Origin of the sequence: Paenibacillus sp. DMB20 (assembly GCF_000987955.1) — a bacterium.
Classification (GTDB): Bacteria; Bacillota; Bacilli; order Paenibacillales; family Paenibacillaceae; genus Paenibacillus_AQ.
On record NZ_LAZU01000021.1, the window covers coordinates 216,164 to 236,115 of the forward strand.

14 protein-coding genes and 1 pseudogene are annotated in these 19,952 nt (G+C 54.0%); 13 read left to right on the forward strand and 2 right to left on the reverse strand.

Annotated elements, in window-relative coordinates; translation table 11 throughout:
- Nucleotides 1–52: 52 nt before the first annotated feature.
- Together XI25_RS08345 and htpG are read left to right on the forward strand one after the other, a co-directional pair.
- Nucleotides 53–1,012, forward strand: a complete 960-nt coding sequence (locus XI25_RS08345) for an SDR family NAD(P)-dependent oxidoreductase (RefSeq protein ID WP_046678166.1) — start codon at nt 53–55, stop codon at nt 1,010–1,012.
- Nucleotides 1,013–1,497: 485 nt separating this feature from the next.
- Nucleotides 1,498–3,378 (forward strand): molecular chaperone HtpG, encoded by a 1,881-nt coding sequence (gene htpG / locus XI25_RS08350; protein WP_046678167.1) that lies wholly within the window; start codon nt 1,498–1,500, stop codon nt 3,376–3,378.
- A 444-nt stretch (nt 3,379–3,822) separates the two neighbouring features.
- Here the strand turns inward: htpG and XI25_RS08355 are convergent, their stop codons facing one another.
- Complete coding sequence (locus XI25_RS08355; protein WP_046678168.1) at nt 3,823–4,449, reverse strand: DUF3298 and DUF4163 domain-containing protein; 627 nt, start codon at nt 4,447–4,449, stop codon at nt 3,823–3,825.
- Between the two features lie 245 nt (nt 4,450–4,694).
- Here XI25_RS08355 and XI25_RS08360 point away from each other — a divergent pair, with 245 nt between their 5' ends.
- The 11 genes and pseudogenes from XI25_RS08360 to XI25_RS08400 all read left to right on the forward strand — a co-directional run bounded on the left by XI25_RS08360 (nt 4,695) and on the right by XI25_RS08400 (nt 18,630).
- A complete protein-coding gene (locus XI25_RS08360; RefSeq protein ID WP_046678169.1) occupies nt 4,695–6,443 on the forward strand; it encodes an amylo-alpha-1,6-glucosidase in 1,749 nt (582 codons plus the stop codon).
- Between the two features lie 197 nt (nt 6,444–6,640).
- Complete coding sequence (locus XI25_RS34385) at nt 6,641–7,741, forward strand: cache domain-containing sensor histidine kinase (RefSeq protein ID WP_235439751.1); 1,101 nt, start codon at nt 6,641–6,643, stop codon at nt 7,739–7,741.
- A gap of 46 nt (nt 7,742–7,787) precedes the next feature.
- Nucleotides 7,788–7,940: a sensor histidine kinase gene (locus tag XI25_RS34390; protein ID WP_235439752.1), complete on the forward strand. Its 153-nt coding sequence runs from the start codon at nt 7,788–7,790 to the stop codon at nt 7,938–7,940.
- 117 nt (nt 7,941–8,057) lie between these two features.
- Nucleotides 8,058–8,375, forward strand: a complete 318-nt coding sequence (locus tag XI25_RS34395; protein ID WP_235439753.1) for a sensor histidine kinase — start codon at nt 8,058–8,060, stop codon at nt 8,373–8,375.
- Between the two features lie 131 nt (nt 8,376–8,506).
- Nucleotides 8,507–9,544 (forward strand): response regulator transcription factor, encoded by a 1,038-nt coding sequence (locus XI25_RS08370; RefSeq protein ID WP_235439754.1) that lies wholly within the window; start codon nt 8,507–8,509, stop codon nt 9,542–9,544.
- A gap of 133 nt (nt 9,545–9,677) precedes the next feature.
- Nucleotides 9,678–10,955 (forward strand): ABC transporter substrate-binding protein, encoded by a 1,278-nt coding sequence (locus XI25_RS08375; RefSeq protein WP_046678170.1) that lies wholly within the window; start codon nt 9,678–9,680, stop codon nt 10,953–10,955.
- A 33-nt stretch (nt 10,956–10,988) separates the two neighbouring features.
- Nucleotides 10,989–11,995: pseudogene (locus XI25_RS08380) on the forward strand (carbohydrate ABC transporter permease).
- On the forward strand, nt 11,992–12,804 hold the full coding sequence (locus tag XI25_RS08385) for a carbohydrate ABC transporter permease (RefSeq protein ID WP_046678171.1): 813 nt from the start codon (nt 11,992–11,994) through the stop codon (nt 12,802–12,804). The pseudogene XI25_RS08380 and the gene XI25_RS08385 overlap by 4 nt, the downstream one beginning before the upstream one ends.
- Nucleotides 12,805–12,837: 33 nt before the next feature.
- The gene (locus XI25_RS08390) at nt 12,838–15,939 is read left to right on the forward strand and encodes a glycoside hydrolase family 2 TIM barrel-domain containing protein (RefSeq protein WP_046678172.1); all 3,102 of its coding nucleotides are present in this window, start codon (nt 12,838–12,840) and stop codon (nt 15,937–15,939) included.
- 50 nt (nt 15,940–15,989) lie between these two features.
- Complete coding sequence (locus XI25_RS08395) at nt 15,990–17,228, forward strand: MFS transporter (RefSeq protein ID WP_046678173.1); 1,239 nt, start codon at nt 15,990–15,992, stop codon at nt 17,226–17,228.
- 484 nt (nt 17,229–17,712) lie between these two features.
- Nucleotides 17,713–18,630 carry an alpha/beta hydrolase gene (locus tag XI25_RS08400; RefSeq protein ID WP_046678174.1) on the forward strand — a complete coding sequence of 306 codons (918 nt, stop codon included), beginning with the start codon at nt 17,713–17,715 and terminating at the stop codon, nt 18,628–18,630.
- Nucleotides 18,631–18,640: 10 nt separating this feature from the next.
- On the opposite strand, the gene XI25_RS08405 is transcribed toward XI25_RS08400, so the two are convergent.
- On the reverse strand, nt 18,641–19,804 hold the full coding sequence (locus tag XI25_RS08405; RefSeq protein ID WP_046678175.1) for a winged helix DNA-binding domain-containing protein: 1,164 nt from the start codon (nt 19,802–19,804) through the stop codon (nt 18,641–18,643).
- Nucleotides 19,805–19,952: the final 148 nt, after the last annotated feature.

Sequence of the window (19,952 nt, forward strand, 5' to 3'; positions counted from 1 at the left end):
TAATAATTAGTGATTGGTCAATCAATAACAATAAGGTCAGGAGATGATTCGTATGAAAAAGGCGATAGTATTAGGTGCAACAGGCGGGGTGGGCAAACCGCTGACGGCTGAATTGGTTAAGAGAGGCATAGAGACGGTGGCGTTTGGCAGGTCCATGCAAAAACTTGAGCAGCTTGCGGAAGAATTGAACGCTCCATCGTTGCTTCGGCTTGAAACGGGAGATGCTTTTCATCCGCAGGACATTGCAAGCGCGGCAGCCGGAGCGGACGTCATTTTCCACAGCGCCAATATTCCTTACCATGAGATGGAGTCGAGGCTATTGCCGCTTGGCGAATCTGTCATGCAAGCCGTTGATCACTTGGGAGCAAAGGTCGTTGTCGTCGATGGGATCTATCCATATGGGAGACGGACGGTTGAATTTGCCACGGAGGATCATCCGAAACGTCCGCATACCCGGAAAGGAAAAATAAGGCTGGCCTATGAAGAGCTAATCTTCAGTTCACGCTGGGATCGGGCCAAGCCGCTTATCGTTCGTCTTCCGGATTATTACGGACCTTCTGCACAGGCGTCATATCTATCTCTCACGATGGAGGCGATCGCGGCAGGCAAACCAACCGCTTTTATCGGGAACATGAAGATTCCGCGAGAATATGTCTATCTCCCTGACGCAGCCCGCATGATCGTAGAGATTGCGGAGCGGGATGAATCGTACGGGCAGAATTGGCATATTCCCGGTTCGGGGGTCATATCGGGCCGCGAATTGGTAAGGATTGCGCAACAAGCCAGCGGGAAAAGCAAGAGCGTTATTCCGCTCGGACGTTTGGGACTGTCGCTTCTCGGGTTATTTAATCCGGTCATGAAGGAAGTCGTTGAAATGCTGTATCTGACAGAGGAGCCATTTGTGCTTAGCGGCGAAAAGTATGAGCGGTTGATCGGGCCGATCTCGTGGACGCCTCACGAGCAAGCCATAACGGAAACCATCCGGGAACTGATGAACGGAAAGGGGATGTAAGCTTATAAAAGAAGGGGTTTTTTTAAAAATTTTGCGATTGATCAATCAATAAGCAAAAATGTCTTCGACATCATCATTTTTCAACGCACGCTAACCATGAAATGGCTTGGCGTGCGTTGCCGCATTTCTGGACAGCAATCAGCTGGCTTTGCCTTGGTTCAAGGGGCAGGGGGGTTGCCATTTTTGGCGCGGGAAAAGGCAATTGCAAAGGACGAAAAAAGATGCCGCAGATTTACGGAATGAGCTGTCCAAGGTGGGGGGATGATTCGTGATGAAGGAAAGCGGCAATACTGGCGCCTTCATAGGCAGCAGCCATAAAGCCGCTTTTTTAAAGCAGGCCCCCAACAACCGCTCGATTTAAGTCCAATGAACGGCCCGAATCATATTGACATTAAAAATAAGAACGTGTTTAATAAAAGAGGTGTTGGCACTCTCTGTGGGTGAGTGCTAAAAAGAACAATTACGGTTTGAAGGGAGATTCATCCATGGCCAAGAAAGAATTCAAAGCGGAATCCAAACGTTTGCTGGAAATGATGATCAACTCCATCTACACGCAGCGCGAAATTTTTCTCAGAGAACTGGTTTCGAACGCAAGCGACGCCATCGACAAAATCTACTACAAAGCGCTTACCGACGATAATCTGGTATTCAACAAAGAAGACTATTACATCAAGGTAGCCGCGGATAAGGCGAACCGCATGCTGACCATTACGGATACCGGGATCGGAATGACCCAGGAGGAGCTGGAGAACAACCTGGGCGTTATCGCCAAGAGCGGATCCCTTGCCTTCAAGAATGAGAATGAGGCGAAAGACGGCCACAACATCATCGGCCAGTTCGGGGTGGGCTTTTATTCCGCCTTCATGGTTGCGGACCATGTGACGGTGACAAGCCGGGCTTTGGGCAGCGATGAGGCTTTCCGCTGGGAGTCCGGCGGAGCCGACGGCTATACGATTGAACCGGCGGAGAAGGACACGGTGGGAACCGAAATCGTGCTCAAGATCAAGGAAAACACCGAGGAAGACAGCTACGATGAATTTTTGGAGGAATACCGGCTGAGAGCCGTCATTAAAAAGTATTCCGACTTCATCCGTTATCCGATCAAGATGGACGTTTCCGGACAGCGGCCGAAGGAAGGCGCCGAGAACGAGTTTGAGGAATACCGCGAGGAGCAGGTCGTCAACAGCATGGTTCCGATCTGGCGCAAGAACAAGGACGAGCTGAAGGACGAGGACTACGAAAACTTTTATCACGAGAAACGCTACGGCTTTGATAAACCGCTGAAGCATATCCACGTCAAGGCGGACGGCGCGGTGGTATACAACGCGATATTGTTCATTCCGGAAAACACGCCTTTCGACTACTACACGAAGGAATACGAAAAAGGGCTGGAGCTCTACTCCAACGGCGTCCTGATCATGGACAAATGCGGCGATCTGCTGCCGGACTATTTCAGCTTCGTCAAAGGGATGGTGGATTCCGAGGACCTGTCGCTGAATATTTCCCGGGAGATGCTGCAGCATGACCGTCAGCTGACGATGATCGCGAAGAACATCAAGAGCAAGATCAAGAGCGCGCTGCAAAGCCTGCTGAAAGAAGAACGGGAGAATTACGAGAAATTCTATCAAGCCTTTGGCCGACAGCTGAAATTCGGCGTTTACAACGACTTCGGACAGAATAAGGACGTACTTCAGGACCTCCTGCTATTCCATTCCTCCAAGGAGAAAAAGCTGGTCACCCTGGATGAATACGTGTCAAGAATGCCTGAGGACCAGAAGTATATCTATTATGCTTCGGGTGAATCGATCGACCGCATCGAGAAGCTTCCGCAGACGGAGCTTGTGGCCGACAAGGGCTACGAAATCCTGTACTTCACGGACGACGTGGACGAGTTCGCGATCAAGATGCTCATGAAATATAAGGAAAAAGAATTCAAGTCCGTATCGAGCGGCGACCTTGGCATCGAGTCCGAAGGGGAGGACAAAGCGGCGGATACGGAAGACAGCGGCAACAAAGAGCTGTTTGAAGCGATGGGCAAAATACTGGAAGGCAAGGTGAAAAGCGTCAAAGCCTCCAAACGCCTGAAATCCCATCCGGTCTGCTTATCCGCGGAGGGCGACCTGTCGATCGAAATGGAAAAAATCCTGAATCAAATGCCGAACAACCAAGGTATCCAGGCCGACAAAGTGCTGGAAATCAACATTAACCATGACGTGTTCCAGTCGCTGAAAAACGCTCAGAAAAACGATCAAGAGAAGCTTTCGCTGTACACCAACCTGCTGTACAATCAAGCGCTGTTGATCGAGGGCCTGCCGGTGTCCGACCCGGTGGAGTTCACGAACGACATCTGCAAAATGATGGTATAAAGCAACGGTTTACGGTTAAGGGGCATCAAAGGCTATATCCAACAACAAGAAACCGGGTCTCTGGCAAAGAGCCCGGTTTTGCTATTAAAATATAAGAAAGCATATATCCTTGGCTTATGTTTCTCGCGAAAAACGCTATCGTCCTTCTTATGGGCGATAGCGTTTTTCGCTTGGATTAAAATTGGAGCGGTGTTCGGTCCAATTGGACAGAACAATGAATGCTCTGAGGTGCTCTAACGGACCTGAGATCCGTTAGAGTGACGTTAAGCAGGCATTCGATGTTTTAACGGACAACAGATCCGTTAGCCGGTCATTTTCAAACAAATGCAAGCCCATTTGGACGAGTAACGGATTCCTTGTCCGTTAGCCTGCAAAAAGGGTGGAAATCGACGAATAACGGACTCCATGTCCGTTAGAATCAAAGCCCGTGTCAGGTCACCGGTTTCACACCACATCCGCGGCAAGAATCATGAGCGGACCGGTTTCGGCGGCCATTCCTTGCAGCGTGTATACCGAAATCGGGAACATCGGGAAGCCGACGTAATACGGGGTGATAGCGTACAGCGGATAAAAGATTACCAGCGATTTGTCGGCCAGGTAGAAGTCCTGATTGGGCTGTACGGTTACCGGGCTTCCTTCAAGTACGGGGATGCTCCGTTCTTTGATCTGCCGGTTAATCTCGGCCGTCAGTACGGACTCGTACCCGGAACCCGGCCGGAACAGGTCGGACAGCGCGTAAGATTGGCCTGTGCGGATAGAGAAGGTTAACGCTTTCGCTACGGTATAACCATGGGCCATCGGGATGGAGTACGTATAATTGCTCAGCAGAAGGCTGAGAATGCCGCGTTCGTTCGTTTTGATCTCGAAATGTCCGGTCGTCTCCGGATGGGTCCCGGTCTGCACGCCCTGCTGAATCCGCTGCATTTCCTGAATCTGCAGGATGATGGCCCGGTTGATTTTTTCCTCGGCTTGGCGGCTGGCAAGTCCGGTTACCTGGGGATATTGAATGACGGTGCCGGGAGCCGTGTAGGTCAACGTCCGGACATCGACCGGCGGTTCATAATGGGACATGCTTCTTCGCTCCGTTTCACAAGGGATACATTAGCCTATTCCTGCATGAAACGCGGGGTGACGATAAATAGCGCAGATGCATCCAACAATCCTCCCCCCAACGGTCTAACAAAATGACACCCTCTTTCTTACCGCATGGCTGCTGCCAACAATTTTCCCTCTTCGTCAAAACATCCTGCTGTTCCTCTTCCTACAAGAGAAGCCTACAATGAAAGCGAATGCATTTCTCTGGAAGGAGACTTCTTATGAATTTCGATCTGAATATCGTGCCTTTTAGCCGAAGAGAATCCTTTCTGGCCATATCGCTTCTGCCTGAAGGGGAGGACCGGATAAAGGGGCTTTATCTGCGTACCGTCCGCGGCGGGGACGACAAGTTCGGCGAGGCTTTCCGGATTGAACTGCTGAACCGCCGGAATGAGCCGGTTCCGTTCGAGGCGCAGGCTTCGCCGGAAATGATTCGACTGATGCCCGCGTCCCCGGAAGGTTCGCCTGAAACGGTAGGACTGTCGTCCCCGGACTCCGGCGCTTCCGCGGAAATTTGCATATCCGATTCCCGGACCGTAAGGTTCCGCTCCCATGGCTGCGGGATCCGGATGACCTTTACGCCTGCAGCTTATGACTATGCTTATGAGGCGGCGCAAGACAGCTGGGAGGTCAACAGTTTTACGCACGGCTGCCGCTTTATGCTGACCCGGCTTACGGGTCAGATGAATATGGAAGTCGAATGGAACGAGATCAAGAGTTCCCGGGTCGTCGCGGATTTCACCGTCGACGCCGGAGCGGATACGGCCGAATTTGCCGTGGAGGAATTTCTGACGGTTAAAGAGCACCGCGTCGGATGGGAAAACTTTGACGACGCCGTGGACGAGGTCCGGCAGGATTTTGCGCACTGGCTCCGGAACACGCTTACCGTGCCCAAGCCCTTGCAGGCAGCGAGGGAGCTTGCAGCCTATATCACCTGGTCCTGCGTGGTTCCGGCCGAAGGCTGCTTGACCCGGCCCGCCATGTACATGTCCAAGAACTGGATGACGAACATCTGGAGCTGGGACAACTGTTTTAATGCGATGGCGCTCGTTCGGCATAACCCGAAGCTGGCCTGGGACCAATTCATGGTCTTTTTTGACCGGCAGGATGAGAGCGGCCTGATTCCGGATTTCGTGAACGATAAATACGAGCTGTGGAACTGCAACAAGCCGCCGATCCACGGCTGGACGCTGTCCTGGATGATGAGGCGGACCGATTTTATCAAGGAAGCCCAACTGCGCGAGGTTTACGGTCCCTTATCCAAATGGACGCGCTGGTGGTTCACCTACCGTGATCACGACGGTGACGGGATTCCCCAGTACAACCACGGCAACGACTCGGGGTGGGATAACAGCACCGCCTTTAATAACGGCATTCCCGTCGAGAGCCCCGACCTGTCGGCCTTTCTCATTATCCAGATGGAAATTTTGGCCGAGATTGCCGGATTGCTGGGCCTTGCGGAAGAGTCGGCGGCCTGGAGGCGGAAAGCGGACGATACGCTTGACCGCATGATTCGGCATTTTTGGAAGGACGGAAGATTTACGGCCTGCCGTTCGGGGACCCACGAGGTGTCGGAAGGAGACAGTCTGCTGCTGTTTGTTCCCATTCTGCTGGGCCGGCGATTGCCGGAGCATATACGCATCGCCCTTCTAGAAGGACTCAGGGACGAAACCCGCTTTCTCACGGACAACGGCTGGGCCACCGAAAACGTAAACAGCCGATATTACAAACCCGACGGCTATTGGCGGGGGCCGATCTGGGCGCCGTCCACGATGCTGCTTGTCGAAGGCGTGGCCGCGGCCGGCGATCCGGAGCTGGCAAGGGAAGTCTCCCGCCGCTTCTGCCGCATGCTAAATCTCAGCGGCATGGCCGAAAATTTTGATGCGTTAACCGGTGCCGGGCTGCGGGACAGGGCTTTCACCTGGACCTCCAGCGTGTTTCTGATCCTGGGCCATGAGTATGCCGGTTAACCCTGTGATGATTGCACTTCTTCCGAGGCGAAATAACGTCTTTGGGGGAGGTGCTTTTCCCGTTTCCAGTTGGCGCCTAATTACAGGACGCATTTGTTCAGTTTATAATGAAAGCGGTATCAATCTTATCGCGGCAACGGCCTCCTTCGGGTCCCGTGCCGCGGCCTGAATATGATTGGATGGCGAAGGAGAGGACCATGAAACTTCAGCGGACAAAAAGGCTTTTCGGCCGGATTCTCTCCGGCAGTTATCGCAGCATCAGGGCCAAGCTGCTGTCCTGTTTTTTAATCGTGACCCTCATACCGCTGTTCTCGCTTGGCGGGCTCTCATATTATCAATCCGCCAAGATCATCAATTCCCAGTTCGGGAAATACGGCGATAATGCCGTGGCGCAGCTGGAGCAGCAGACGAGTTCCACGTTAAACCGGATGAAGCAGACGGCGGAAACGATTTATTCCTATTTGCTGGATCCGACTCATACGGGGATCGGAAGAACGCCTTCCACCTACGGGGAAATCATAGAGAAGAACGATTTTGAATCCCTCTTGAAATCCCTTCGGAATCCATTGACCGCCGGCATCTACATTATTACGACGTCGGGCTATTATTACGGGGAGAACAACCTGGATGTTGCCAAGCTAGATCATATTCCGTTATGGAAAAACAGGCCGGAGACGTATTCCGGGACCTATTGGCTCGGATTCTATAACCAGGATCATTTCATCAAGAGCGATGATGCCGGCGGTCAGCCCGTTATCGGCTTGGCCGTTCCGATCCATCTTTCGAACAAGGCTCAGAACGGCAGTATCATTCTTATAGAGGAGCATGCCGCGGAGCTGCTGCACATGTTCCGAAAATTCGAAACGGATACGCATGCCCATCTGCTCATAAAATCGCCGGAAGGACATGTGATATATGAAACCGATGCGGAGTTTAGCCCGAAAGACAGCGATATTGTCTGGTCCCGGACCCTCGGCGTCAATCATTGGACCATGGAAGCGAGAATTCCCGCCAAGGCGTTCTACCAATCGTCCGGGATCATCCGGGGGAATACGATGGCGGTGGCCATCGTTTCCTGTTTGCTCGCTTTCGGCGTAGCCTATTTGTTTTCCTCCCGGTTTACTGCCAGGATCCGAAGGCTGAAGGATTCCATGCAAAGGGTGAGTTTCGGCAAGCTGGACACCCGGACGCCGATCGAGGGCAGGGACGAGCTGGGAAGCCTGGATATCAGTTTTAACCGGATGGTGACGGGAGTCCAGACGCTGATCGGCGAAGTGGAGAGAAGCGAACGGCTTTAAAAAAGAGGCGGAACTGCGGGCGTTTCATTATCAGATCAATCCGCATTTGCTGTTCAATACGCTGAACTCCATTCAATGGAAGGCCCGGCTTCAAGGAGCCGAGGATATACGGCAGATGCTGTATCATCTAACCATGGTGCTGGAGGGAAATCTGGACATTTCGCAGGAGCTGGTTACCTTGGCAGGGAGCTGCGAATGATCGGGCATTTCCTGAAAATCCAGGAAATCAGGTATGGGGAAGTTTTCCGGTATGAACTGGACTGCGAAGAATCGCTGCGCCGGTATCTGATTCCGCGCATGACGCTGCAGCCGCTATTTGAAAACATTTTTTTTTCATGCCTTTACGGACGGTCAAGGAAACATCGTCATGAAGATTGCCGAGGATCAAGGCGATCTGCTGCTTACGCTCCGCGATGACGGGGCGGGAATTCCGGAGGATAAGCTGGAAAGGTTATTCCGTTCCGGCGAAAGACGGAGCGGACGCGGCGGGCTCGGGCTGCGGAACGCCGACCAGAAGTTCAAGCTGCACTTCGGACCGCTGTACGGGCTGACCGTACGTTCGGTGAAGGGCGAAGGGACGACCATCGCCATCAGATGGCCTAAAAGGGAGGAATCTGCCGATGACTGCAAATAAAATCAAGGTGCTGATCGCGGACGATGAGAGCATTGTGCGCAAGGGACTTCGCACGACGGTACCCTGGGACCGGTTCGGGATGGAGGTCGTGGCCGACAGCCCTAACGGCTTGTCCGCCTGGGAGGCTTTTTTTGGAGCACCGGCCCCAGGTTGTCATCACGGATATCGTCATGCCCGAAATGGACGGAATCGAACTGTCCCGCAAAGTGAAAGCGATGGCGGAAGAAACCAAAATCATTTTGCTCAGCTGCCATCGGGATTTTGAATATGCCCAGGAAGGGATACGCCTTGGAGCTTCGGGCTACTTGCTGAAAACGGCTTTCGAGGACGAAGAGCTGGAGGGGATGCTGGATAAATTCCGGAGAGAGCTGTCAGCCGTCCCGGCTGCGGGGCCTGAGGAAGAGGAGCGGCTGGCGACGCATCTTTTTGCATGGCTTAACGGCCACAACGACAGGTTCGTGGAAGAAATCCGGAAGCTTCGCCAAGGCAGCTGGAGGTTTGACGGCCAGGCTCTCTATCTTTATCTGGTCAAAACGGCAGGGTGCGACGGGAATTGGGAAGCCCTGCTCCGAAAACAGGGCATAACGGACCGGAGCATATACGAGGGCAGGCTGATATCCTATGGAGCGGACAGCTGCTACTGGGCCGTTCCGGAAACGTTGAAGGCGGAAGCGGACGGCGTGCTGGTTGAGATCAAGAGCAGGAACGGAAAGCTGGCATGGTGCATGCGTGGAGCTCTGCGGGATGAGGAAGACGTAAGGAACGCCTTTTTAGCGCTGCATAAGGATGCCGAGCTGGAGCGGATTTACGGATTGAAGGGAGAAGACTGGCCCGCCCCGATCTGGAAAGCCGTTCATTTGCTGCATGAGTTCCCCGAGGCCGACTGGTCGGCCGGAGAGCTGGCACAGAAGGTGGGTTTGAGCCGCAGCCATTTTTCCATCCTTTTCAAAAAAACGGTAGGGGACAGCTTCATCGCCTTTCAATATAAGCGAAAGCTCCGGCTTGCCTACGCTTTGCTGCGCGAAACGACGCTGACGATGCAGGAAATCGCGGAGCGCACGGGCCTGGGAAACAGCAAATATTTCAGCAAATGGTTTAAGCGCTGCACCGGCCAGACGCCGAGCCAGTACCGTTTCGAACAAAAAAAAGGAGTCATGTTGAACAAATGAACACCCGGTCCTTCAAATTCGAACAAAATAACGGCAGTTTGCGAATCGCCGCACGTTTTGAACCGCTTTCATTCGAGTTATGATGAAAGCGGTTCAATGATTAGGCCTCAATACATGAAGGGGAGCTGACAATATGAAAAAAAGAATGTCCTGGTTGTCTTTGGTATCCATTGCGGCGCTCATGGGGACGATGCTGGCCGCATGCGGCGGCAGCGGCGGTTCCGACTCGGCGAAGGAACAGGGAGGAGATTCGGCAGCCCAAACAACCACGCTGCGGTTTGCGACCTGGGATACGGGCGATACGCTCAAAATCGAGCAGGAAATCGCCAAAAAATTCGAAGAAAAGCATCCGGGTACCAAAGTGCAGGTTGAAGCCTACGCGGACGGTTTCGATCAGAAGCTCGCCGCCGGTTTCGGCGCGGCCAACCCCCCTGACGTGATGTATATGTGGGACTTCCCTACGTACCACCAATCGCTGGAGCCGCTGGACAGTTACGCGTCCAAGGACAAGGACCTCAATATCGATGATTTTTATCAAGGGCTTTTCAACTACGGAAAGATCGACGGCACGCTGTACGGCATTCCGGCCGGCTTCACGACCCGGGTGGTTTATTATAACAAGAAAATGTTCGACGAAGCGGGCATCGCTTATCCGAAAGACGGATGGACATGGAATGATTTTCAGGAAATCGCCCAAAAACTGACGGATAAGTCCAAAAAGCAGTACGGCTTCGGCGTACGGGCCGAAAACGATACGTATGACCTGCAAGGTCTGGTATGGAGCAACGGAGGCTCCTTTATCTCCGAGGACGGCAAAACCATTGAAGGGTTTATGAACAGCAAAGAAACGGCGGAAGCGATTCAAATGCTGGGAGACATGGTCAAGAACGGATCGGCCGTGCTTACCGGCGGCAAAGGGCAGCAAAGCGGCGAGGATATTTTCAAAGCCGGAAAAATCGCGATGTGGGAAAGCGGAATCTGGCCGCTGGAATCGTTCAGGGAAGCCGGAATCGACGTAGGAACCGTGGAGATGCCGGCCTTTGCAGGCAAGCCCGTCAAAGGAATTCTCGCGGAATCGGCGCTGTCGATCGCGAAGGATTCGAAGAATAAGGACCTGGCTTGGGAATTCGTGAAATTCTACGTGTCCGATGAAGCGATCAAAATGCGGGTGGCCGATCTCCCGGTCCGGGCAAGCGTGGTCGACGAGATGAAGAAGGATCAGGACCCGCTGTACAAACCGTATTACACGATGCTGGAGCGCGCGGACAATACGCCGGCTTTCCTGCTGAATCCGAAATGGAACGAAGTGAACCGGCAGCTGTCGGCCGCGGTGGAATCCGTCATGTTCGGAAGCAGCGCCCAGGAAGTGCTGGACCAGGCGGTTAAGGACAGCGAACGTTACTTGAAATAATAAGAAATAACATTAGAGAAAGAAGGTTCGGAGATGGCCCAGATCTTTGTGTCCCACTCACAAGAACAGACAGCCGCCCCGAAACGATTGGGAAAACGAAGATGGGGTGGGGCAGCGCCCTACCTCTTCATTTTTCCATGGATATTCGGATTTGTCGTTTTCACGCTAGGCCCCCTGTTATTTTCCCTTGTGATTTCGTTTTTTTGATTGGCCGATCGTCGGCCAAGTCACCTTTATCGGCATCGATAACTATGTCGAGATGTTCTCCAACGACCCGCTGTTCTGGAAGTCGCTCGGGGTCACCCTGAAGTTCGCGGCTTTGTTCGTTCCGCTGAATATCATTGTGGCTCTGGGACTGGCCATGCTGCTGAACCAAAAGGTGAGGGGGAGCGCGTTCTTCCGTACGGCGTTCTACCTTCCGTCGGTCATCTCCGGCGTAGCCCTGGCCATGATCTGGTCCTGGGTATACAGCGGGGATTACGGAATACTGAATTTCTTTCTGTCGATTTTCGGCGTCGAAGGCCCGGATTGGCTGAATGATACGAAATGGTCCCTGGTGGCGATGGTCATTGCAAGCCTTTGGGGGCAGGGCGCCATGATGCTTATTTTTTTGGCGGGGCTGAAAGGCATCCCGAAGGATTTGTATGAATCGGCATCCATAGACGGGGCGGGGAAGATCCGGCAATTTTTCAGCGTGACGATCCCGATGATCACGCCGACCCTGCTGTTTAACTTGATCACCTCCATTATCGCCGCTTTCCAGCAGTTGACGCTAGCTCTCCTGCTGACGGGCGGAGGACCGCTCAAATCCACGTTTTTTTTATGCGATGTACATGTACGAAAATGCCTTTAAATATTTCAAAATGGGTTACTCCGCGGCGAACGCCTGGTTCATGTTCCTAATCGTCCTGACCCTGACGTTCCTCGTATTCAAATCGTCCGAGGCGTGGGTGTTCTATGAAGGCGAGATGAAGAAGAGCAAGCCCCGGAAGGAAGCGAAAAGAGGGGCTGCCGCGCGCAGAGAGGAGCCGTCCATATGAAAAAGGCGATCACGTATGCGATGCTCATTTTTTGCTCGCTGTTGTTCATTGCCCCCTTGTTTTGGGCGGTAACTACGGCCCTGAAAACGCCGCAGGAGCTCTATCTGTTTCCGCCGAAATGGCTTCCGTCCGTGTGGCGGTTCGAGAATTTCGCGGAGGCCTGGAACATCCAGCCCTTCAACCTGTTTTTGAAGAATACCCTGATCGTAACGCTGCTCTCGACGCTGGGTCAGTTGATCTCCTGCACGCTGGTCGCTTACGGTTTTGCCAGATTCCAGTTTAAGGGGCGGGATTTCCTGTTTCTCATCGTCCTGGCGACGATGATGATTCCATGGGAAGTGACCATGATTCCGCAGTACATGGAGTTCAACTACCTGGGCTGGATCAATACCTTGAAGCCGCTGATCGTTCCGTCCTGGTTCGGCTCCGCTTATTTCATTTTCCTGCTGCGCCAGTTTATCATGACCCTGCCCCGGGAGCTTGATGAAGCAGCAACGATTGACGGCGCCGGAAAAATGATGGTTCTGATGCGGATCATCGTGCCGCTGATGGGTCCTTCCCTCATTCTGGTGGCCGTGTTCCAGATGATGAGCTGCTGGAACGACTACCTGGGTCCGCTGATCTTCCTGAACGATCAGGCCATGTACACGCTGACGCTCGGCTTGTCCCAGTTCAAGGGAATGCACGGCGTCGACATGCAGTCGATTATGGCCATCACGTGCCTGATTTCCATTCCGCCGCTTGCCGTATTTTTCTTTGCCCAGCGCTACATCGTCGGCGGGATCGCAACGACAGGAATCAAAGGCTAGAGAATTGCTTGTTTTGAAAGGATGGAGAGACATATGGATAACAAGGGATTTGGACGGGATTGGGAATCGCTTGGCGTTCTGGAGAGGAATCGGGCCAAGAGCCGCGCTTATTTTATCCCTTACGCGGACGCGGATGGCGCTTTAAGCTATGACAGAGGCCGCTCGGACTGGTACAAATCGCTGAACGGGATATGGAAATTCCATTATGCCCTGCAGCCCGAGGCGGCTCCGGAGAACTTTTTTGCGGAGGCATTCGACGCGTCCGGCTGGGACGAAATTCCCGTTCCGGGACACTGGCAGCTGCACGGGTACGGGAGCCCGCATTATACGGACCTTTATTATCCGTTCCCGGTGGATCCTCCCCGCGTGCCGGATGAGAATCCGACCGGTTGTTACGTGCGCGAATTCGAGCTGCCGGGGAATTGGAACGGGAAAAAGATCGGCGTTAAATTCGACGGGGTGGACAGTGCGTTTCATGTATGGCTGAACGGTTCATGGATCGGCTACAGCCAAGGGAGCCGGCTGACCTCGGAATTCGATCTGACGTCGTATGTCAAACCAGGCGTTAACAAGATGGCGGTCCGGGTTTACCAATGGTCGGACGGAAGTTACCTGGAGGACCAGGATATGTGGTGGTTAAGCGGGATTTTCCGGGACGTTTACCTGATCGCCGAACCGCTTTCTCTCCGCATTGCCGACTACCGCATCGTCACCGAGCTGGACGACCGGTACGAAAACGCCGCGCTGAACGTCCGCGTCCACCTGGAGGGAACGGAATCGTCCGGGGCGGTCAAGCTGGAGTTGCTCGCTCCTAACGGAACGCAGATTGCGGCAGCGGATAAAGGCGTTGTTCACGGCTCGGTGGAGGAGTTCGCATTGGCAGTGGAGAAGCCCGCCTTGTGGAGCGCCGAATCCCCGGTCTTGTATCACCTGGTTATCACGTTGACGGATTCGCAAGGCCAGTCTTTGGAAATCGTTGCCCAGCGCGTCGGTTTCCGCCGGATCGAAGTTAAGGACGGACAGTTTCTGGTGAACGGCAAAGCGATTATGCTTAAGGGAGTAAACCGGCACGACCACCATCCGGATACGGGAAGGACCGTCACTTTGTCCACGATGCGGGATGACATCGAAATGATGAAGCGGCATAACATTAACGCCGTGCGGACGGCCCATTATCCGAACGACCCCCGGTTCTATGATCTGTGTGATATATACGGCTTGTATGTTATGGAGGAAACGGATCTTGAAACGCACGGGTTTGAGCTGCTCGGCAATATTTCGCGCCTAAGCGACGATCCCGACTGGAAGGAGGCCTATGTGGACCGGATTCGCCGGATGGTGGAGCGGGATAAGAACCACCCATCGGTCCTTTTCTGGTCGCTCGGCAACGAGTCCGGATTCGGGTGCAATTTCCGGGCGATGGCGGAGTGGTGCAGGGAGAACGATCCGACGAGGCTGATCCATTACGAGGAAGACCGCGAGGCCGAAGTATGCGACGTGGTAAGCACCATGTACTCTTCCGTCGAGAAGATGGAAGCTTTCGGAAAAATGGTGGATCACCCCAAACCGCATATCCTGTGCGAGTTTGCCCATGCCATGGGCAACGGACCCGGGGGATTGCGCCCTTATTTCGACACCTTCGAGGCGCACCGGCGTTTGCAGGGAGGCTTCGTATGGGAGTGGATCGACCACGGATTGAGCAGAAAGACGGAAGACGGCAGGGAGGACTACGCTTATGGCGGCGATTACGGCGATGTGCCGAACAACGGCAACTTCGTGATCGACGGCTTGGTTCGCCCCGACCGGACGCCTTCCCCCGGATTGATCGAGTATAAAAAGATCATCGAACCGGTCCGCGTCGAAAGGCTTGAAAACGGACGGCTTCTCGTCATGAACCGGTACGACTTCATCACGCTCGGCCATCTTCAGGCCCATTATCGAATTTCGGCCGAAGGCCGGCTTCTGCACAGCGGGCAGCTTCCGCTTCCGTGCATTGAACCCGGCGGCAGCGCAGAGATTACGATTCCGGTGAATACGGATGAGTTATCGGCTGGAACCGATCCTTATGCGGAAATTTGGCTTGAACTTTCCTTTGCGACGGCTGCGGATTGCCGCTGGGCCCCGCGGGGACATGAGGTAGCCTGGGCACAATTTTTGCTGCGGGCCTCGTCTGTGCCGGAATTCCGGCTCACTCGGCCAATATGGCAAGAAGATCTCAGGGTATGCGAAGAGAAGCGCAAACTTACGGTAGAAAGTGACCGCTTCCGGCTTGCCTTGGATGTCCTTCGTCCCGGTTTCGAATCCTTGACAATTGGCGGCAAAAACATGGCGCTTGGCGGGCCGCGGCTGAATTTTTGGCGTCCGCCGATCGATAACGACATGTATGTCCTGCCGGATTGGCGCAAAGCGCACCTGGATCGGCTAACGGAGCGGACGGACTCTTTCGAGTGGAAGCGGCTGGATAAAGGAGCGGTTCAGGTCCGCTGGAAAACCCGTATGGCTCCGCCGGTATATGATTGGGGCTTCCGCTGCGAAACGGTTTATACGATTACATCCAGCGGATTGATCATCATGGATGTGAAGGGGGACCCGGAGGGAACGCCGCCCGCCATGCTCCCGAAAATCGGGCTTCAAATGAAGGTCGCGGGAGATATGAAACATGTCCGGTGGTATGGCCGGGGGCCGGGAGAAAGCTACCCGGACAGCAAGGAAGCGGGACATTTCGGCGAGTACCGGAACACCGTGGACGGGTTGTTCACGCCGTACATTTATCCGCAGGAGAACGGGAACCGGACCGACGTCCGTTGGATCTCCGTCGCCGATGGGGCCGGCATGGGCCTTCTTGCCGCGGGCGTGCCCGTTTTGGATTTTAGCGCGAGCCGGTATGCCGATAACGACGTGGAAGCGGCACGGCATTTAAGCGATCTCGTTCCCCGCGATTTTATTACGCTAAATCTGGATTACCGGCAGAACGGACTCGGCAGCAACAGCTGCGGCCCCGGCCAGTCTCCCGAGTTTACGGTCAAGCCTGAGCCGTTCCGGTTCCGTATCCTGCTCCGGGCCTATGGCGCGGAAGATACCGATCCGGGGGCGCTTAGCCGGCAGATGCGCTCGGAAGCGGCAGCTTATGAGTAGAGTCGCCGCTTTCGCAAGTTTGGTCCGGATTCAAGGAAAAGGGGAATGACATGTCCTTATACATCAAAGACCTGCTTCAGCTGTCCACGGGCGTGCGCCGCTTTCTCGTCAGCGAAGCTTTATACGGGGTGAGCATCGGTCTATATACACTCGTTCTGAATCTGCACCTGCTCTACAGAGGTCTGAAGGAAGACGAAATCGGCGCGCTGGTGTCCATGGGGATTTTGATCATGGGCATTCTGGCCATCCCGGTTTCGCTGCTGGCCAACCGGACGGGAAGAAAGAAGCTGCTTGTCATTGGAATCTTCTTTATCGCGGCGGGAAACGTTCTGTTTGCGGTCAGCGGGGAATTGATCTGGTTTTATGCCGCCCAGATTCTGCTGTCGGCCGGCCTTACGCTTGTCGAGACGACGGAGATCCAACTGCTCTTCCATTATTGCAAGTCACGCAAGGAGGAAGCGCGTTCGTTTTCGCTCATGTTTGCCGTCTTTACGGCTTTTACGGGCTTGGGCACGCTTGCGGCCGGTTATATCGCGGACGGTTTTGAAGGGGGCAGGGGCTACGAGATTACCTTGCTGCTGACCGGTTTGATTCTTGTCCTGCATGGAATGATCCGGGCGCTTTGGCTGCCCCCTGAAAGCAAGATACCGGATGAGCCTTCCGCCGCTGCGGATTCCGGCAGATTATCCGGGGCAACGGCAAGGATATTCTCCGGTACCTTATGGGTGTTTGCCGTGTTTATGGCCCTGCTGGGAGGTTCCATCGCCATGACGGGCTCGTTTCTTAACGTAATCGTCAAGTTCCGGCTGGACTGGATGGATAATCAGGTATCCCTGCTTTTGGCCATCGGCGGCATCGTTTTATTCATCTGTTCCTTGATGACGCCTTACGTCATGGAACGCTTCGGCTACAACACCGCGATTATTTCCGTTTTTACGGTAAATATATTGCTGTTCGCCGCCTTGTCTTTGGTGATGCCCGTATGGCTGTTCGTGATTTTGTTCCTGCTGCGGGGCGGAGGCGCGACCATGCTGTCCAATCTGCTGGACAGTCTCCTGATGTCGGCGTTCAATGAAAAGGAACGAAATTTGTACGCGGGGATGAGATCGGTTTTTCGAAGTTTGGGATCTTCCGCGGCCACTTTCGCCTCGGGTTTGATTTTATCCGTGCAAGACTATCGGCTTCCGTTTCTGGCGACGGCAGGAACCCTGCTGGCATGCGGTTTATATTACATGTGGTGGATTCGTCCGGTATTGTCCAAGAGGTTGAACGGCAGCATCGGAGCTTGAAAGTAGAAGATTAAAACACATCAACTTTAAATACCAAAGATTAAAGATTAAAGATTAAAGAGCAGCCCTTTTGCAGTTCGAGGCTGCTCTTTTTTGAAGATATCAGAAAGTATAAACATCGAAGCATGAACCATCCTGATATCGCAAGAAAAACTTCCGCTAAATGCGGTCTGTCTTCTGTGAAGTACGTCGATGACGTTTTTCTTAAGATATCAGAAAGTATAAACATCGAAGCATGAACCATCCTGATATCGCAAGAAAAACTTCCGCTAAATGCGGTCTGTCTTCTGTGAAGTACGTCGATGACGTTTTTCTTAACAAATTTTCGCGTAAGACGTCATTGTTCTTCCCAACGGACGATGGCGTCGTTTCTGTTTCAGATCATTTCATTTTCGGCCATCATCCGATATAATGGAAACGTGAGTTCGCATGATCATGGAGTTGTGCATAGAAAATTTATTGATAAGAGAGGAAACCTGCATAGATGACCCAATTCGACCGTTTAGAGCCCGGCATCCGGGAAGCCGTGGAACAATTCATTCGGGACGGCCGTCCGTCGGCCCGGCTGCAAACCTTTGAGGAACGGCGCAAAGGATATTTGGCGACGATTGAGCTGGCCGGGGAGGCGGAGCCCGTCTGGAAGATCGAAGATTTAACCTTTGAAGAGATGCGGCTGCGGATCTACAGGCCGCTGGACGAAAGCGGGCTTCCCGTGATGATTTACTTCCACGGAGGATGCTTTGTGAGCGGCGATCTGGAGACGCATGACCGCCAGCTTCGGCAGCTTGCCAACAGGGGCCGCTGCGTGGTGGTTGCCGTTCATTACCGGCTCGCGCCGGAGCATCCTTACCCGGCCGCTCATGACGACGCGGTGAAGGCGATCCGGATCGTCAAGGAGCATGCGCCGGAATGGGGCGGAAGCGCCGAGGATCTTACCCTGGCCGGAGACAGCGCCGGCGGGCATATCGCTCTTGTGGCATCCTTGCGCCTAAAATCCGAAGGATTGTCTTGGATTCGGCGCCTGATCCTGATATATCCGATGCTGGACGCGAGGGGCGCGAGCGAAAGTTACGAAAAATACGGCGACGATTATATCGTCACGCGGGATATGCTGCTCAGCGGATATGAGGCATACTTCGGCAGCATGCCTCCCGGGCATCCGGAAGCGAGCCCCTTGCATCGGGACGATTTGGCCGGTCTGCCGGATACGTTCATCTTAACGGCTGAGTTCGATCCGCTGGTGGACGAAGGCGAAGAACTGTACCGCCGACTTTTGCAAGCGGGGGTAAGCGCCCAATGCCAGAGATACCTCGGGGTGAATCACGGTTTTTTCCAGCTTGGCAGGATCAGTCCGGCCGGACGCAAGGCCATCGGTGACGTGGCCGCTATGATGAGAAGTTAGGCGGAGAGGACTATTCCGCCAGAGTAAAGGCAATATCCTTGTCATCCTCATCGCCGGCGGCAAAATGGAGCAGTTGAAGGCCTTCTGCCGTCAGGTCGTTGAGCTCCCGCGGGGTCAACCGTTTGAATGTTTCCAAACATAATACCGCTTTCTTGCGTTCCCGGACGATCTTCCAAGTGCCTGAAACAAAGCCGTCTATGAGAAACGTTGACCTGACGATTCCGTTCTTTGTGATGACCCGTTTGCGATACTTATCATCCAAAATACGGCTGCGATCGGCGTGGGATAATAACACGTTGTCAAATTCTCCTAGAAATCGGGGCGGCGAGGGGGTATCCGCATCCGGCCTCGGAGCCCCGGGCAGATCGAATAACTCGTTTCCTTGTTCGTCATGGAATATCGCGAGTTGCGGACGCAGCTTCCCGAACGTCTCCCGGAGCCGGGGCAGACCCGACCATGCCTGCATGTCTTTGATCGTGGCGGGACCATATGCAGTCAAGTAACGTTTAATGAACCCTGTCTCATCGGGTTCAGCCGAGAGGGACCGGCCCAGCCAGGCTTCCGCGGAAGCATGGACCGCTTGGCCGCTCTCTCCCCAGAGACCCCGGGGGGGAACCTGAACGAGAGGCACCAAGGAGCGAACCGCCGCGGCCAGGGCTGCGGGCTCGTGTGCCGGCCACGCAACGTTCAGCCGTTTGCCGATTTCATGAAGCGCAAGGGGCTCGGTTCCAAGGCATGTCCGGCCGGCGGAAGCAAGCTGCAGAGGATCCAGGCCCTCAAGTTTTTTGCCGAATGCGCCGTTCAGGCTTCGCTCAAGAACGGATTGTACCCATGGCCTCATGGTTAGGCAATCCGCAGCGGATACCAGATGAAGGGTCGAACGCATCAATGCGATGCGTACGGCCTTTTTGCTTCGGATTAGCCGAGATAATTCGTCTTGGGCAAATCCGTTCAGCCTCGTCCACAGGGCAAAGTATGGAGCATTCGGGGATTGGGCCTGCAGCCCGGCCAAATGCTCGATGGCATCGAGGGCGGGAAGGGACATGCGGCTGAGCAGCATCTGTCTTGCCAGCAATGCCCGGTTCAACTCGCGTCGTCCCAGGACGTTCTCCGTGTTGGCCTTTTTCCGTCCGTTATCTTCGTTATCCGGTGGGGTCTTTTTCGCTGTCTTCATTGCGGCTTCCTCCTCAACGCTGTTATTGTTCTATATTTCCCATTTTAAACCGCAAATCCTGACAGCATTATGTCAAGGTTCAAAAAAAAAGATGACCGCTTTTACGGACGGTCATCTTTTTTTCGTCGATGAAGCTCGCGGCGTTAAA